This window comes from Micromonospora sp. NPDC047527 (genome assembly GCF_040643015.1).
Lineage (GTDB): Bacteria > Actinomycetota > Actinomycetes > Mycobacteriales > Micromonosporaceae > Micromonospora.
The window spans coordinates 1-16,037 of record NZ_JBEYTK010000007.1 but is presented as its reverse complement, the minus strand read 5'-3'; the positions used below and the strand labels follow the sequence as shown (position 1 = coordinate 16,037).

At 72.4% G+C, this 16,037-nt stretch carries 12 protein-coding genes; 7 read left to right on the top strand and 5 right to left on the bottom strand.

Annotation, left to right across the window (positions count from 1 at the left end):
• Positions 1 to 85: 85 nt before the first annotated feature.
• Positions 86 to 985 carry a TIGR01777 family oxidoreductase gene (locus tag ABZ808_RS24550; protein ID WP_357010765.1) on the top strand — a complete coding sequence of 300 codons (900 nt, stop codon included), beginning with the start codon at positions 86 to 88 and terminating at the stop codon, positions 983 to 985.
• A 104-nt stretch (positions 986 to 1,089) separates the two neighbouring features.
• On the opposite strand, the gene ABZ808_RS24545 is transcribed toward ABZ808_RS24550, so the two are convergent.
• Complete coding sequence (locus tag ABZ808_RS24545; RefSeq protein WP_357011221.1) at positions 1,090 to 2,325, bottom strand: PHB depolymerase family esterase; 1,236 nt, start codon at positions 2,323 to 2,325, stop codon at positions 1,090 to 1,092.
• A gap of 236 nt (positions 2,326 to 2,561) precedes the next feature.
• Here ABZ808_RS24545 and ABZ808_RS24540 point away from each other — a divergent pair, with 236 nt between their 5' ends.
• Together ABZ808_RS24540 and lipB are read left to right on the top strand one after the other, a co-directional pair.
• Positions 2,562 to 4,388, top strand: a complete 1,827-nt coding sequence (locus ABZ808_RS24540) for a DUF2079 domain-containing protein (RefSeq protein WP_357010763.1) — start codon at positions 2,562 to 2,564, stop codon at positions 4,386 to 4,388.
• Between the two features lie 75 nt (positions 4,389 to 4,463).
• Complete coding sequence (lipB, locus tag ABZ808_RS24535; RefSeq protein ID WP_357010761.1) at positions 4,464 to 5,105, top strand: lipoyl(octanoyl) transferase LipB; 642 nt, start codon at positions 4,464 to 4,466, stop codon at positions 5,103 to 5,105.
• A gap of 38 nt (positions 5,106 to 5,143) precedes the next feature.
• Here lipB and aspS read toward each other — a convergent pair whose 3' ends face one another.
• The gene (aspS, locus tag ABZ808_RS24530) at positions 5,144 to 6,430 is read right to left on the bottom strand and encodes an aspartate--tRNA(Asn) ligase (RefSeq protein ID WP_357010759.1); all 1,287 of its coding nucleotides are present in this window, start codon (positions 6,428 to 6,430) and stop codon (positions 5,144 to 5,146) included.
• 439 nt (positions 6,431 to 6,869) lie between these two features.
• On the opposite strand from aspS, the gene lipA reads away from it, so the two are divergent.
• Together lipA and ABZ808_RS24520 are read left to right on the top strand one after the other, a co-directional pair.
• Positions 6,870 to 7,865 (top strand): lipoyl synthase, encoded by a 996-nt coding sequence (gene lipA, locus ABZ808_RS24525; protein WP_357010757.1) that lies wholly within the window; start codon positions 6,870 to 6,872, stop codon positions 7,863 to 7,865.
• 54 nt (positions 7,866 to 7,919) lie between these two features.
• On the top strand, positions 7,920 to 9,554 hold the full coding sequence (locus ABZ808_RS24520) for a hypothetical protein (protein WP_357010755.1): 1,635 nt from the start codon (positions 7,920 to 7,922) through the stop codon (positions 9,552 to 9,554).
• Positions 9,555 to 9,648: 94 nt separating this feature from the next.
• Here ABZ808_RS24520 and ABZ808_RS24515 read toward each other — a convergent pair whose 3' ends face one another.
• Together ABZ808_RS24515 and ABZ808_RS24510 are read right to left on the bottom strand one after the other, a co-directional pair.
• Entirely contained in the window at positions 9,649 to 12,540 is a 2,892-nt protein-coding gene (locus ABZ808_RS24515; protein ID WP_357010753.1) for an AAA family ATPase, read from the bottom strand.
• Between the two features lie 104 nt (positions 12,541 to 12,644).
• Complete coding sequence (locus ABZ808_RS24510) at positions 12,645 to 12,815, bottom strand: hypothetical protein (RefSeq protein WP_357010751.1); 171 nt, start codon at positions 12,813 to 12,815, stop codon at positions 12,645 to 12,647.
• 196 nt (positions 12,816 to 13,011) lie between these two features.
• Here ABZ808_RS24510 and ABZ808_RS24505 point away from each other — a divergent pair, with 196 nt between their 5' ends.
• Positions 13,012 to 13,698 (top strand): DUF4191 domain-containing protein, encoded by a 687-nt coding sequence (locus ABZ808_RS24505; protein ID WP_357010749.1) that lies wholly within the window; start codon positions 13,012 to 13,014, stop codon positions 13,696 to 13,698.
• A 134-nt stretch (positions 13,699 to 13,832) separates the two neighbouring features.
• Here ABZ808_RS24505 and ABZ808_RS24500 read toward each other — a convergent pair whose 3' ends face one another.
• Positions 13,833 to 14,231 carry an RDD family protein gene (locus tag ABZ808_RS24500; RefSeq protein WP_357010747.1) on the bottom strand — a complete coding sequence of 133 codons (399 nt, stop codon included), beginning with the start codon at positions 14,229 to 14,231 and terminating at the stop codon, positions 13,833 to 13,835.
• 263 nt (positions 14,232 to 14,494) lie between these two features.
• On the opposite strand from ABZ808_RS24500, the gene glnA reads away from it, so the two are divergent.
• A complete protein-coding gene (gene glnA / locus ABZ808_RS24495; RefSeq protein ID WP_357010745.1) occupies positions 14,495 to 15,919 on the top strand; it encodes a type I glutamate--ammonia ligase in 1,425 nt (474 codons plus the stop codon).
• Positions 15,920 to 16,037: the final 118 nt, after the last annotated feature.

Below are 16,037 nucleotides of genomic sequence, written 5' to 3'. Positions count from 1 at the left end.
GCAGAACGGCGACACGAAGTGCAAGATCGGCGAGGGGTGGGGGCGGGGCGCGTCCGTGGACGGCGTTCTGGGCAAGGATGGGGGCATGCGGATCCTTCTGGCCGGCGCGTCCGGCTTCCTCGGCACCCGGTTGGCTGACCGACTCGCGGCCGACGGGCATCAGATCACCCGGCTGGTGCGTCGGCCGCCGCGCGATCCGCAGGAGCGACGGTGGGACCCAGCCGCCGGGCAACTCGACCCGGCCGTGGTCGCCGAGTCGGACGCGGTGGTCAACCTGGCCGGCGCGGGCGTCGCCGACAAGCGCTGGAACGACGACTACCGGCGGCTGATCCGCACGAGCCGGGTGGACACCAGCGGCACGCTGGCGACCACGATCGCTGGCCTGCCCGCCGCCGACCGTCCCCGGGCGCTGCTCAACTCGTCGGCCGTCGGCTGGTACGGCAACACCGGCGACCGGGTGGTCGAGGAGGACGCGCCGGCCGGCGAGGGCTTCCTGGCCGACGTCTGCCGGGTGTGGGAGGCCGCGACCCGACCGGCCGAGGACGCCGGGGTACGCGTGGTGCGGCTGCGGATCGGCCTGCCACTGCACCGTGACGGTGGGCTGCTCAAGCCACAGCTACTGCCGTTCCGGCTGGGCATCGCCGGCCGGCTGGGCAGCGGCCGGCAGTGGCTACCGTGGATCTCCATGGTCGACTGGCTGGACGCGACAGTCTTCCTGCTGGCCCACGACGAGATCGCCGGCCCGGTGAACGTGGTGGGGCCGAACCCGGTGACCAACGCCGAGTTCACCCGGGAACTGGCCCGCCAACTGCACCGGCCGGCGATCATCCCGATCCCCGCGCTGGCGCTCAAGGTGGCGCTCGGCGGCTTCTCCCACGAGGCCCTCACCAGCACGAGGGTCCTGCCCGGCGTCCTAACCCGCGCCGGCTACCAGTACCACCACCCAACCCTGCCCACAGCCCTAACCGCCGCCCTCACCCCCTGACCCCACCGACCCCCGCCCCCCACCGTTGATCATGAAGTTATTGCCCATCGCCTCGCGTGTCGCCGGCAATAACTTCATGATCAACGGTGGGGGTGGGGTGGGGTTTAGCAGCCGATTACCCAGTGGTTGGGGGCGGTTTGTTTGAGGGTGGTGGTGTAGAAGGTGTTGTAGAGGCCCATTCGCTGGTTGGAGCCGTTCGCGTAGGCGTAGCCGCCTGACTGGTACGCCCGGCCGGCCACCACGTGCGCGTAGTTGCTGGCCGTTACGCAGGTCGGCGGCACGGTCGGCGTCGGCGTGGGGCTGGCGGTCGGCCTGGGGCTGGCCGTGGGCGTGGCCGTGGGGGTCGGGGTCGGGGTGGTGCCGCCGCCGTTCAGGCCGAAGAAGAGCGCATCGCGGTACGTCGAGCAGATGGTGTCCAGGAAGTAGGCGGCAGCGGTGCCGCACTGGTCAGCCCCGGAACCCGGGTCGACGGGCGTGCCGTGGCCCATCCCGGAGACGCGGTAGAGCCGCACGTCGTCGTTGCCGTACACCTCCAGGCTGGTGTTGGCGGGCAGCGACGAGGTGCTGGTCGGGGTCTGTGAGACCCCCCGCACGTTGGTCCACTGGTCCCGGGACTCGGTGCCGTTGAGCGGGGTGACAGTGGTGTCCGAGGTGCCGTGCCAGATGGCCACCCGGGGTCGCGGGCCGGTGTAGCCGGGGTACGCGCCACGGACCAGGTCGCCCCAGGCGGCCGGGGTCTTGTCCGCGCCAGGGTTCATGCAGCTGAACGCGTTGACCATGCCGGTGGCGCAGCGGTACGGGATGCCGGCGACGATCGAACCGGCGGCGAAGACGTCCGGGTAGGTCGCGAGCATGACCGCGCTCATCGCCCCGCCGGCGGAGAGACCACTGACGTAGACCCGGGAGGAGTTGACCCCGAAGTTCGCCTTGGCGTGGTCGACCATCTGCTTGATCGACAGCGCCTCGCCCTGGCCCCGGGCGGTGTCCCCCAACTCGAAGAAGTTGAAGCAGGAGTTGGCGTTGTTGCCGGCGGGCTGCTGGGCGACGATCAGGGTGAACTTCCACTGGTCGGCGTACTTCTGCCAGCCGGAGTTGGCGAAGTAGCCGGAGGCGTTCTGGACGCATCCGTGCAGCAGCACCACGGCCGGGGCGTTGGCCGGCAGGTTGTCCGGCCGGTAGGCGTACATGGCGAGGTTGCCGGGGTTGGAGCCGAAGCTGGCGACCTGGGTGAGGGTGGCGGCCTGGGCGGGTGCGGCGACGGCGACCGCGCCGGCTGCGGCGAGGACGAGCCCGGCGACCGCACCGAGCAGCCGGGTGAGGGGGGACGAGGAGCGGCGCACGGCGGCCTCCTGAGAGGGGCAGACTGTGAACTGGGTCACGGTCGAATTGCCGAGACGTTACGACGATGTGTCGCCGCCATGACATGGGGCGCACGCACACATTCACCACCACCGCTGTGTACGCCACACCGTCGACGTGGTGAGAGGGGCCCCCTCCCCTACCTCAGGCGATAACACCGGTCCCCTCCTTGCACGTATGACCGGCCCGTCCAGGTCCGGTTGGTAACGTCCGCTGCGTGCCGTCCTCCCCGTCGCTGGCCACCGGCCCCGCACCCACGTCACCGCCGCGCGCCGTCCGGGACCGCCGGGCCGACCTGATCGTCGTGCTGGTGGCGCTCGCGCTCGCCGTCTGGGTGACCAGTGGCCTGTGGCGGGACCCGAACGGGCGCGCCATCACCGTCAACTCCAGCGACCAGGCGCTCTTCGAGTGGCTGCTGGCCTTCGGCGGGCACGCGGTCACCCACGGGGACAACCCGCTCTTCACGAACCTGATCAACGTTCCGGACGGCGTGAACCTCGCGGTCAACACCTCGATCACGGTGTACGCGGTGGTCTTCGCCCCACTCACGTACCTGATCGGGCCGCCGGCGACGTTCCTGGTGATCCTCACCCTGAACCTGCTCGCCACCGCGCTGGCCTGGTACTGGCTGCTCTCCCGGCACCTGGTGCGCAGCCGGCTGGCCGCCGGGGTCGGCGCCCTGTTCATCGCCTACTCCCCCGGCATGGTCTCGCACGCCAACGCCCACCTGAACTGGACCGCCGGCTGGCTGGTGCCGCTGCTGATCTGGCGGGTGTTCGCGTTGCGCCGGTCCGGGCGCTGGCTCCGCGACGGGGTGATCCTCGGCGTGCTCGTCGCGGTGGCCTTCTCGATCGCCGCCGAAGGGCTCTTCTTCACCGCGCTCGCGCTCGGGGTGTTCGTCGCCGTCTGGGCGTTGCACCCGGCCAACCGGGCCGAGGCACGCGCCGCGCTGCCCAATTTCCTGCGAGGGCTCGGGGTGACCGCCGTGGTCGCCGGCGTGCTGCTGTCGTACCCCCTGTGGCTGCACTTCGCCGGGCCGCAGCGGTTCCACGGCACCGGCTTCGACCCGGTGATCCACTCTGAGGACATCGCCGCGTTCGCCGCCTTCCCGCGCCGCTCGCTGGCCGGCGAGGTCGGGTTGGGCACCTCCCTGGCACCGAACCCGACCGAGGAGAACTCGTTCTTCGGCATACCCCTGCTGGTGCTCACCGTGGTCTGCTTCGTCGCGCTCTGGCGGCGGGCCGACTCCGGCCGTCGGGCCACCCTCTGGGCGCTGGGCGTCGTCGCGGTGATCTTCACGGTGCTCTCGTTCGGGCCGGTCGCGAAGATCGACGGACGGCGGACCGACCTGCCGATGCCGTTCGACCTGCTCGGCCAACTGCCGGTGGTGAACGCCGCGCTGCCCGCCCGGCTGGCGCTGGTGGTCGCACCGGTGATCGGGGTGCTGCTGGCGTACACCCTCGACCAGCTGCGCGCCGCGCCGCCCCGGCACCGCTCCGCGGAGCTGGCCTGGTCGGTCGGTTTCGTGGTGGCCCTGCTGCCGCTGCTGCCCACGCCGCTGCTGACCGACGAACGGGAGCCGATCCCGCAGTTCATCACGTCCGGCACCTGGCGGGAGTACGTCTCCCCCGGCGGGGTGCTGACCCCGGTGCCGCTGGCGGTGGACATCTATCCGGACGGCCAACGCTGGCAGGCGTACGCGCTGTCGCACCGGCAGGGTGAGTTCAGGATCCCGGGCGGATTCTTCCTCGGACCCGGCGGGCCGGACGGGCGCGGCCGGATCGGGCCCGTTCCCCGCCCGCTGAGCGCGCTGATGGACCAGGCCGGCCGCACCGGACTGGTGCCGATCATCACCGACGGCACGAGGCGGGACGTGGCGGACGACCTGCGGCACTGGCAGATCGAGGCGGTGATCCTGCCGGACGCGGTGCACGGCGCGAAGTTCGAGGTCGACGAGGAGGCGGTCCGGCGTACCGCCACCGAGCTGTTCGGCGAACCGCAACGGGTCGACGACGTCTGGGTCTGGCGCATCCCGCCGGCCTGACGCCGGGCCGAGGAGGGCACCTCGTGAGGCGGCTCACCAGCGATCATCGCCGCGCGCGGGACTACGCTGAAGGGCGTGACAACGACGATCTCCGGCCTGACGGCCGTCCGCGCCGGCCTGCTCGACTACCGGGCCGCCTGGGACGAGCAGCGTCGCCTGCACGAGTCGGTGGTGGCTGGCGAGCACGGTGACACCGTGCTGCTGCTGGAGCACCCGAGCGTCTACACCGCGGGCAAGCGCACCGAACCCTGGGACCGACCGATGGACGGCACGCCCGTCGTCGACGTGGACCGCGGCGGCAAGATCACCTGGCACGGGCCGGGGCAGCTCGTCGGCTACCCGATCCTGCGGCTGCCCGACCCGGTCGACGTGGTCGCCTACGTCCGCCGCACCGAGCAACTACTCATCGACGTGTGCGCCGAGTTCGGGCTGGCCGCCGGCCGGGTCGAGGGGCGCAGTGGCGTCTGGGTGCCCGAGGACGACCGGGGGCCGGCCCGCAAGGTGGCCGCCATCGGCATCCGGGTGGCCCGGGGTGTCACCCTGCACGGCTTCTCGATCAACTGCGACTGCGACCTGACGTTCTTCGACCGGATCGTGCCGTGCGGCATCCGCGACGCTGGCGTCACCTCGCTCACCGCCGAGCTGGGCCGCCCGATCACCGTGGCCGACGTGCTGCCGGTGGTCGAGCGTCGGCTCGCCACCCTCGTCGAGGTCTGAGCGGCGGCCCCCGGCGGCGACGCCGAGGGCCGCGACGCTCACGGCGTCAGGCGGTGCAGGTCGCGCGGGAACGCGGTGACCTCCCGGACGTTGGCCGCGCCGACCAGGCGGGCCACGAAGCGTTCCAGGCCGATGGCGAAGCCGCCGTGCGGCGGCATGCCGTGCCGGAACGCGTCCAGGTATTCGGCGACCGGCCCGACCGGCTCGCCGCGGGCCGCCAGCGCCGCCAGGTAGTCGGCGTGCCGGTGCAGCCGCTGCCCGCCGGTGACCAGCTCCAGACCACGAAAGAGCAGGTCAAAACCGTTCGAGTACGCCGGCCGCGCCGGGTCCGGGTGGGTGTAGAACGGTCGCTTCGCCATCGGGTAGCCGGTGACGAAGAGGAAGTCCGAGGCGTGTTCGCGGCGGGCCCACTCGCCCAGTGCCCGTTCGTGGGCGGGCGCGAGGTCCGGCTCGTCGGCGGGTGCGCCGGCGATTCGCAGCGCGTCGGTGAAGTGCACCGCCGGGATCTGCGCCGGCACGGCCGGCAGCTCGACGCCGAGCGTGGCGAGCGCACCGGCGGCCCGCTCCCCAACCGTTGCGAGCATCGTGGCCAGGACGTCGCGCAACACCCGCATCACGTCGTGGTGGTCGGCGACGAAGCCCATCTCGGCGTCGAGCGACGTGTACTGCGCGAGGTGCCGGACCGTGTCGTGCGGCTCGGCGCGGAAGACCGGCCCCACCTCGTAGACGCGTTCGAAGACGCCGACCATCAACTGCTTGTAGAACTGCGGCGACTGGGCCAGGTACGCGGATTGGCCGAACCAGTCCAGGGTGAACACGTTCGCGCCGCTCTCCGTGCAGGAGCTGACCACCTTCGGCGTGTGGATCTCCACGAAGTCGCGGATGTCGAGGGCGGCCCGGAACCCCGCAACCGCCGCCGCCGAGACGCGCAGCGCGGCCGACCTTCTCGGGTGGCGCAGCGCGGTCGGCGCGTTGTCGAGCTGGGTGGGCAGGCTCGCGGTGAGCGTCGGCCGGTACAGGTCGAACGGCGGTGGCACGGCGGGCGGGCCGAGGGGACGCACTGTCGGATCGGTCAGCTCGACCCCGGCGGGCGCTGCGGCGTTCGCGGTCACCGTCGCGGTGACCTCGACAATCGTCTCCTCGGTGAGTTTCTCCAGCTCGGCGCGGATAGCCGGGTCGGTGACGACCACCTGGGCCAGGCCGGCGGCGTCCCGCACGATGAGGAAGGCCACCGACTTGAGCATCCGTCGGCGGTGTACCCAGCCGGCGATCCGCACGGTCACGCCGAGATGGGCGGGCAGGTGGTGGGACAGGGTTCGTTGCACGGGCGGGCTGCTCCTCGATCGATCGCGACGCCGCCACCGGGGCGACGATGTCGCATCAGCCCCAGGGAGGTGTGGGCGAGCGGGAACCTCGCGGTGCCACCACACCTTCGCTCCCGCCGCGGCGGGAGCCTCGTTCGTCGCCTGGTGACCGGGGCCAGCCGGGCGGGCTCTACTGGGCGTTCCCGCCGTTCTGCCCGCAGCTCGGGAGGGTCTTCGCGCCCCGGCGTCAGACCGCCTCTCAGCACCGGCGGCTCTCTGCACTGGCGGGTCGGGGCGCTACTCGGCTCCGTCGTCGCTGTTGGCGGCGACCGTAGCACCCGCTCCCGCCGAGTGTGACGCCATTTTTCGGCACTCCGGTGTCGGGCGTCACAACATTCACGGCGTGACGGCGGTCGCCTGGCGCGCATAGACAGGTGCCGTCGGGCGTAGGCTCGTTTTCGTGACGATCGAGCACTCCGCGCCGACGACCGGCCAGGCAGCCCGCACCGCAACGGCGGCCCCCGAGGGGCGTCGACTGCTGCGGATCGAGGCGCGCAACGCCGAGACGCCGATCGAGCGCAAACCGCCATGGATCAAGGTCAAGGCCAAGATGGGGCCGGAGTACACCCAACTGCGCGGGCTCGTGTCGCGCGAAGGGCTGCACACCGTCTGCCAGGAGGCCGGCTGCCCCAACATCTACGAGTGCTGGGAAGACCGCGAGGCCACCTTCCTCATCGGTGGCGACCAGTGCACCCGGCGCTGTGACTTCTGCCAGATCGACACCGGAAAGCCGGCCGAGTTCGACGCCGACGAGCCGCGCCGGGTCGCCGAGTCGGTGGTCTCGATGGGGCTGCGCTACGCCACCATCACCGGCGTCGCCCGCGACGACCTGCCCGACGGTGGCGCCTGGCTGTACGCCGAGACCGTCCGGCAGATCCACGCGCTGCAGCCCGGCTGCGGCGTCGAGCTGCTGATTCCGGACTTCAACGCCGTCCCCGAGCAGCTGGCCGAGGTCTTCGGCTCCCGCCCCGAGGTGCTGGCGCACAACGTGGAGACGGTGCCGCGCATCTTCAAGCGGATCCGGCCGGCGTTCCGCTACGACCGCTCGCTGGACGTGATCCGGCAGGCTCGCGCCGACGGTCTGGTCACCAAGAGCAACCTCATCCTGGGCATGGGCGAGGAGCGGGCCGAGGTGTCCCAGGCCCTGCGCGACCTGCACGAGGCGGGCTGCGAGCTGATCACCATCACGCAGTACCTGCGCCCCTCCCCCCGGCACCACCCGGTGACCCGCTGGGTCAAGCCGGAGGAGTTCGTGGAGCTGCGCGAGGAGGCCGAGGAGATCGGCTTCGCCGGGGTGATGAGCGGGCCGCTGGTGCGCTCGTCGTACCGGGCCGGCCGGCTCTACCGGCAGGCGCTCGACGCCCGCGCCGCCACCCCGGTCGCCGCCGCCGGCTGACCCGCCGGCAGCAGGGAGCACAACCGTCCGGCACCCGGGTGTCATGATCGTGCGATGACCGCCGGGGTACGCCAGCAGCCGCGCGACGCGGGTCGACCGCGTCCGCGGCGCGCTGCGCGGCTCGGGCTGGTCGGCTGGCTCACCGGCCTGGCCCTGCTCACCGGGATCGGTTACCGGCTCTGGCTGCTGGCCCACGCCACACCGCCGACGAACAGCGACGAGGCCACCATGGGGTTGGCCGCGTTGCACATCGCCCGGGGCGAGGGTTTCCCGGTCTGGTTCTACGGCCAGCAGTACATGGGCGCCCTGGAGGCGTACCTCGCCGCCCCGGTGTTCGCGCTGGCCGGCGGGCCGTCCCTGCTCGGCCTGCGACTGCCCACCCTGGCGCTGTACGCGCTGTTCCTGCTGCTGGCCTGGCGGTTGACGCTGCGGCTGACCAGGGACCGCTGGTTCGGGCTGCTGGTGGTGGCGCTGCTTGCTCTCGGCTCCGACCGGGTGGTGAAGAACCAGCTGATAGCCGGCGGCGGCTACCCCGAGATGAACGTGGCCGGGGTGACGCTCGCCCTGCTCGCCGTGGACCTGGCCGCCGGCCGATCGCAGCGGCGCCTCGCGCGGTGGGCGGCCTGGGGGTTCCTGTCCGGCCTGATGCTCTGGGTCGACCCGCTGGTGCTGCCGTACGTCCTGGCGACCGGGGCGGTGCTGGTCGGTTTCCGCCACCGGGAGCTGCGCGGGCGGGCCGGCGCGCTGCTCGGGTCGGCCGCCGTGCTGGGGGCGGCCCCGCTGCTGGCGCACAGTCTGCTCACCGGCCGGAACCCGCTGCACGCGGTGCTCGCCGCGGGCGGCGCGGACGCCAGCGCGGGCTGGGCCGACCGGCTGCACGGCGGGCTGCTGCTCGGGCCGCCACTGGGCATGGGGTTCTGCGATCCCGGTTCGTGCGCCACGTGGCAGCTGTGGTGGGCGCTCGCGCTGCCGGTGCTGCTGGCCCTCGCCGCCGCCACGGCCTGGCGGGCGTTGCGCCGGCCGTCGAACGCTCCGGCCGACCCGGCACCCCGGGCGGCAGCCGCGATGCGGTTGGCCCTCGTGCTGGCCGCGGTGGCGACCCTCGCCGCGTACACCCTGAGCAGCGCCTCCGGGCTCACCCCGGTGGAGAGTTCGCGCTACCTGTCCTGCCTGCTCATCTCCCTGCCAGCCCTGCTCTGGCCGGTGTGGACGACGGCCCTGCGCGGCGCGGGCACTGCCGGCGCCCGTCGCGGTCTGGGGTGGACGGTGGCCCGGCCGGTCGCGCTGGTCGTGCTCGTCGCCACGCTGGGCACCGCCGCACACGCCACCTGGCGGGCCACGCAGACCGCCCCGGCGACCCGGGCCGCCGAGGCCCGGCACGCCGAACTGGTGAGCACGCTGCGTCAGCTCGGCGTACGACACGTCCGGGCCGGCTACTGGACCTGCAACCGGCTCACCTTCGCCAGCGCGGAGGACGTGGTCTGCGCCGTCGTCGACGACACGCTGCGTCCCGGCTTCGACCGCTACCCCGCGTACCGCCGGGAGGTCGAACGCGCGACGGTGCCGGCCTGGGTGGCGCCGACCGGGTCGCCGCTGGCGGCCCGACTCGACGAGCGACTCCGCGCGGCCCCCAACAGTCTGGGCGTGGTCACCACGGACGGCTGGCGGATCTATCTGCCCCGCGCCTGAGGACCCGCCGCCGCGCCGCGCTGGTCGGCGGCATGTCCCGCGCCCGGTCGGGTACGGCTCGTCAGCGGGGTTGCGACGGACTCGACAGGGCCCGTCAGCGGGGCACGGCGGGCTCGCCGAGCAGGCCCAGCCGGTGGGCCAGGGCGGCGGCCTCGACCCGGTTGGTCACGCCCAGCTTGGCGATGATCCGGGAGACGTGCACGCTTGCCGTCTTCGGGGAGATGAACAGCCGCCCGGCGATCTGACTGTTGCTGTGCCCCTCGGCGACCAGGAGCAGCACCTCCCGCTCCCGAGCGGTCAGCAGGTCGGTGCCGGGCCCGGCCGGGCCCGCCCCGCGCAGGCCGACCCGGCGCGCCAGGGTCGCGGCCGTCTCGGCCAGAGGTGCCGCAACCAGCCGCCGCGCGATCTCCGCGGCCTCGGTGACCGCGGCCGACACCTCGTCCCGCTCGCCCGCGGCGGCAGCCGCCTCGGCCAGCGCCAGCAAAGCCCGACCGAGCGGGTACGGCTGCCCGTCGGCGCGCCACGCGGCCACCGCCGCCCGCCACGCCGGCAGCCCCTGGTCGCCGGCGGCCAGCAGGGCGGTGACCTGGGCGGCGTGCGCCCGCGCGGCCGGGTGCCGGGCCGGCAGACCGGCGGCGAGGGCGGCGACGGCCGCGGCCAGCTCCCGGTCACCCACCCGGGCGGCGGTACGCGCGGCGGCGCTCAGCACCGGCCAGCCCTCGCGAGGCAGTTGCGGCAGACACTCGTCGGCCAGCGCGACGCGAGTCGCGCGGACCGCCTCGACCTTGTCGTCGGCGGCCAACGCCGCCTCGATCGCCAGCTCGTGCAGGGGCAGCCGGTGGTTTGGCCAGAGGTAGGGCCGGCCCAGGAAGGCCAGTGCCCGGCCGACCAGCTCGTCGGCGCCCGGGTGCCCACGGGCCAGCCGCAGCCCGGCGCCCAACTGGAGCCAGTGCAGCCCGGTTACGCCCGAAAGGTCGATCCGGGCGGCCTCCGCGCACACCGCCTCGGCCTCGTCCCACCGGCCGAGGGCGATGAGCGCCTCGGCCCGGTTGGACAGCAGGTACGCCCCGGTCGAGCGGCTGATCCCCACCCGACGCGCCTCGGCCACCCCGGCCTCGGCCGCCTCGGCGGATTCGACGTAGCGGCCCAGCTCGCACAGCACGTCCGACTGGAACACCTTGGCGAGCACGAGGGCCGACGTGTCCCCGGCCGCCCGGGCGACGGCCTCGGCCCGGTCCAGCTCGGCCAGCCCGCGCTCCCGCTCGACGTGGCAGAGCAGGGCGATCCGCGTCGGCAGCAGGGCCAGCTCCTCGCCGAGCGCCTCGGCATCCGTACCCGCCTCGGCGGCCACCCGCGTCGCCTGCTCAGGATCGATCTTGACGAGGTGGGCGGCGATGTCGGCGAGCAGCCGGACCCGCTCCACCCCGAACGGGCCGGCGGCGGCCAGCCGGTACGCCTCACCCAACTCCCGGCGGCCGTCGCTCTTGCCGAGCAACGCCAGCAGCCGGCCCCGCTGGTCCAGTAGGCGAGCGGCGCGCAGCGGTGTCGCATCGGCGTCCACTTCGGCCAGACCGGCCCGGGTCAACGTGATGGCCCGGCTGAAGTCACCGGCCGTGACAGCGGCGTCCAGAGTCTGCTCCAGCAGCGCCAGATGGTCCATGCCGAGCAGGTCGGCGGCGTCGGGCACCAACTCCCACAGCTCCAACGCCCGCTCCAGCAACCGGCGCTGCTCGGCGTACGCGTACCGGTCGGCGGCGGCGCAGGCCGCGACCCGCGCGGCGACCAGGGCGCGCGAGTGGTGGTGCGCGGCGTACCAGTGGTGGGCGATCTCGGCCGGGGCGCGCCCGGCGGCGACCAGGTGTGGCTGGGCCTCGATCGCGGCGGCGAAACGGGCGTGCAGCCGGGCATGTTCGCCGGGCAGCAGCTCGTCGTGTACGGCCTCGCGGACCAACGCGTGCCGGAACTCGTAGTCACCGTCCGGGTCGGCCACCACCAGCTGCGCGGCGACGGCGGCGCGCAACGCGTCCTCCAGCTCGCCCTCGGGCAGCTCCGCGACCTCGGCGAGCAGGTCGTGGGCGAACCGGGTGCCGCCCGCCGCGGCGATCCGCAGCACTCGCTGGGCCGGGTCGGGCAGCCGGTCCACCCGGGTCAGCAGCAGGTCGCGCAGCGTCTCGGGCAGCGCCGCGCAGCCGAGCGGGTCGCCGGCCACGGCCAGCTCCTCGATGAAGAAGGGGTTGCCGTGGGTGCGGTCGTGGATGTCGTCGACGGCACGGGCGGCCGGTTCGGCGCCGAGCAGGTCGGCGAGGATCGCGCGGGTGCCGTCGCGGTCCAGCCGGCCAAGCTCGACGCGCTCGACGCCGCGCGCCCGGTCCAGTTCGGCCAGGAACGGTCGCAGCGGATGGCCACGCTGCAACTCGTCCGTGCGGTAGGTGCAGACCAACAGCAGCCGGCCCGGCCGGGCCGCCCGAACCAGAAATCCGATCAGATCCCGGGTGGAGCGGTCCGCCCAGTGCAGATCCTCGATCACCAGCACCAGCGGACGGGCGTCGGCGAGCCGCTGGAACAGCTCGGCGACCAGGTCGAACAGGTATCCGCGCGGGGCGTCGGTCAGCAGTCGGGTGCTCGGCTCGGCCAGCGCGGACGAAGCACGGCCCAGCTCCGGCAGCAGCCGGGCGAAGTCCGCCTCGTAACCGGCGAAGACCTCGGCGCCGTCGGCACGCAGCACCGCGCGCAGGGCGGCGGCGAACGGGGCGAACGGCAGGCCCGCCTCGCCCAACTCCAGGCACTGGCCCACCAGCACCCGCGCTCCACCGCCGGTGGCCGAGTCGGCGAACTCCTCCAGCAGCCGGGTCTTGCCCACTCCCGCCTCGCCACCGACCAGCACCGTGGCCGGCTCGCCCGCGCGGGCGCGACCCAGCGCGGCCCGCAGCGCCGCGATCTCGCGCTGGCGCCCGACGAGAACGGAACTCGCGGCACGTACGGTCACAGGATCGAGCATGCCATGACCGGCCCGACCGCCGGCTTGGCCGATCAGCCGGTGCGCCGGGGTGGGTCGCGCCTGATCGGGCGGCGCGGGCCCGACGGTCGCGGTCACCGCCGCTCGTCGCCGGTGCGGCCAGCGTGCTGGCGGCGGCCCAGCCAGGTGCGGCCGGGGCGGGCCGGCACCGACCGGGCGAGCCGGTCCGCGGCGGCCTCGGCGCGCAGCTCAGCGGCATGGATACGGTGCAGGGAGAGCAGGAAATCCGCGTCGTTGCCGAACATGTCGGGCTCCTTCGTAGCGTCGTCGTCCTTCTGCTGACGACTCTTCGCGCGAAGGCCCCCGCCGGGCATGGGCACAGCGCCTCATCTTCCTCGGCAGCACCCTCCTTACCCGCCCGGTCCGGGTGGCTGAGGCGACGTAAGGTACTCAGCCGGACGCGGATCAACGAGGCCGACGGCGACCACTAGACTCGGCGGCATGGCAAAGCCCCAGGAGAAGGTCTCGTTCGGCCAGCGGCTGAAGCAGATCGGGATGGTGTTCAAGTTCACCGCCAAGCAGGATCGGTGGTTCGCGCCACTGGTCGCCGCCGCGGTGCTCATCCCCCTCGCCCTCACCGTGGTCGCGGTCATCCTCTGGAGCTGGATCTGGCTGCCGCTAGGCATCATGTTCATCCTGCTCGCGGTGCTGATCGTGCTGAACCTGCGGTCCAACAAGGCGATGATGAACGCCGCCGAGGGACAACCCGGCGCGGCGGCGCAGATCATGGAGAACATGCGCGGCGACTGGCGGGTGACCCCGGCCGTCAGTTCGACCACCCAGATGGACATGGTCCACCTGGTGATCGGCCGGGCCGGCGTGATCCTGCTGGCCGAGGGCAACCCGCAGCGGGTGCGCGGCCTGCTCGGGCAGGAGAAGCGGCGGCTGGCCAAGGTGATCGGCTCCGCCCCCCTGCACGACTACGTGATCGGGCAGGAAGAGGGCGAGCTGCCGATCCGCAAGCTGCGGACCACGCTGCTGCGGCTGCCCCGCGCGCTCAGCGGCAAGGACGTCAACGCGCTGGACAAGCGGCTCAAGGCGCTCACCGCGCGGCCACAGATGCCCAAGGGCGCGATCCCGAAGAACATGCGGCCTCCGGGCGGCTCGTTCCGCCAGTCGCGGCGCTGACACCCACGCCGTACGCCTCAAAGAGCCGGGCCCCGCACGGGCCCGGCTCTTGCGCGTTGCACCCGGGCACCCAAGCCCGCCCCGGCGGAGTCACGAACCTGCGTGCTCTCGTCGGCGGCACCGCCCTCGCGGGGTCAGGGGCGGGGCGCGTCGACGATGACCGAGTCGGTGAGCCGGTCGTGCAGGCCGCGACGGTGCTCGTCCATGATCAGCGCGGGAACGACCAGGGCCAGCAGCACTCCCCGGCCCAGCGCCCGGAGCAGCCCGATCCGGCCCCCGTTGAACCAGTTCACGCAACGGATCTTCGTGATGTACATGCCCGGCGTCTGCGCGAACAGGCCGAGGAAGATGGCGTACTCCAGCACCAGCACCAGCACCGGCGCCCAGCCGTCGCGCACCGGGTCGGCGAAGATGTTGGCCACCAGCAGGCAGAGCACCCAGTCGATGATCAGCGCCCCGAACCGTCGTCCCAGAGTCGGTGGGGTGAAGGTGGGGTCGTTGGCCGGCGCTGCCGGGGCGTGCGGATTGGTCACAGTGATCAAGGGTATCCGCGTCAGGAATCAGTCCTACGAGTGCCGCCACCACTGCGTGCCGAATCGGGCTATTGGCATCAGATGTCATTACACTGGCACAGCCGGTACCGTGAATCACGCGGACTGAGTGCGTGAACAGGAGTGTTGCTGACACTCAGGGAGTGACGTAACACGGCAGAAACACAGGAGACATGGCCGGGCAACCCCCCGGCCATAGCGTCGCCGAAAGCCTAGCCACCCCGTTGGACGTGCCAGGAGGATGTGTGTTCGCCAATCCCGAGGAACTGCTGCGATACCTCAAGAACGAGGACGTGAAGTTCGTCGACGTTCGTTTCTGTGACCTGCCCGGCGTGATGCAGCACTTCAACCTGCCGGTCGAGTCTGTCAACGACGACCTCTTCACCGACGGCCTCGCGTTCGACGGCTCGTCGATCCGCGGTTTCCAGGCGATCCACGAGTCGGACATGCTCCTGCTCCCGGATGTCGCCACCGCTTTCATCGATCCGTTCCGGGCGCAGAAGACCCTCGCCCTCAACTTCTTCATTCACGACCCGTTCACCCGTGAGGCCTACACCCGCGACCCGCGCAATGTCGCGAAGAAGGCCGAGGCGTACCTGGCGGCGAGCGGCATCGCCGACACCGCCTACTTCGGCGCCGAGGCGGAGTTCTACATCTTCGACTCGATCCGCCACGAGACGTCGGCGCACCAGTCGTTCTACTACATCGACTCGATCGAGGGCGCCTGGAACACCGGCCGCGAAGAGGCGGGCGGCAACCGCGGTTACAAGACCGCGTACAAGGGCGGCTACTTCCCGGTGCCGCCGGTCGACCACTACGCCGACCTGCGCGACTCGATCGTGCGCCGGCTCGTCGACGGCGGCTTCACCGTGGAGCGCTCGCACCACGAGGTGGGCACCGCCGGCCAGTCCGAGATCAACTACAGGTTCTCGACGCTGCTGCACGCCGCCGACCAGCTTCAGCTCTTCAAGTACATCGTGAAGAACGAGGCCTGGGCCAACGGCAAGACCGCCACCTTCATGCCCAAGCCGCTCTTCGGCGACAACGGCTCCGGCATGCACACCCACCAGAGCCTGTGGCTCAACGGTGAGCCGCTCTTCTACGACGAGACCGGCTACGCGGGCCTGTCCGACATGGCCCGCTGGTACATCGGTGGTCTGCTGCACCACGCGCCGTCGCTGCTGGCCTTCACCAACCCGACGGTCAACTCGTACCGTCGCCTGGTGCCGGGCTTCGAGGCGCCGGTCAACCTGGTCTACTCGCAGCGCAACCGCTCCGCCTGCACCCGCATCCCGGTGACCGGCAGCAACCCGAAGGCCAAGCGCGTCGAGTTCCGCGTGCCGGACCCGTCGGCCAACGTCTACCTCGCCTTCTCGGCGATGATGATGGCCGGCCTGGACGGCATCAAGAGCAAGATCGAGCCGCCGACGCCGATCGACAAGGACCTCTACGACCTCCCGCCGGAGGAGTGGGGCGACGTCAAGCAGGTGCCGGGCTCGTTGTCGGCCGTGCTCGACTCGCTGGAGGCCGACCACGACTACCTGCTCGACGGTGGCGTCTTCACCCCCGACCTGATCTCCACCTGGGTCGAGTGGAAGCGCGCCAACGAGGTCGACCCGGTGCGTCTGCGCCCGACCCCGCACGAGTTCGCCATGTACTACGACTGCTGAGCAGTCACTCGATTCACCGGCCGGGCCGGCTCCGCGACACGCGGAGCCGGCCCAGCCGTTTCCGCGCCCCTGCGCCCCTGCGCCCCTGCGCCCCTGCGCCCCTGCGCCCCTGCGCCCC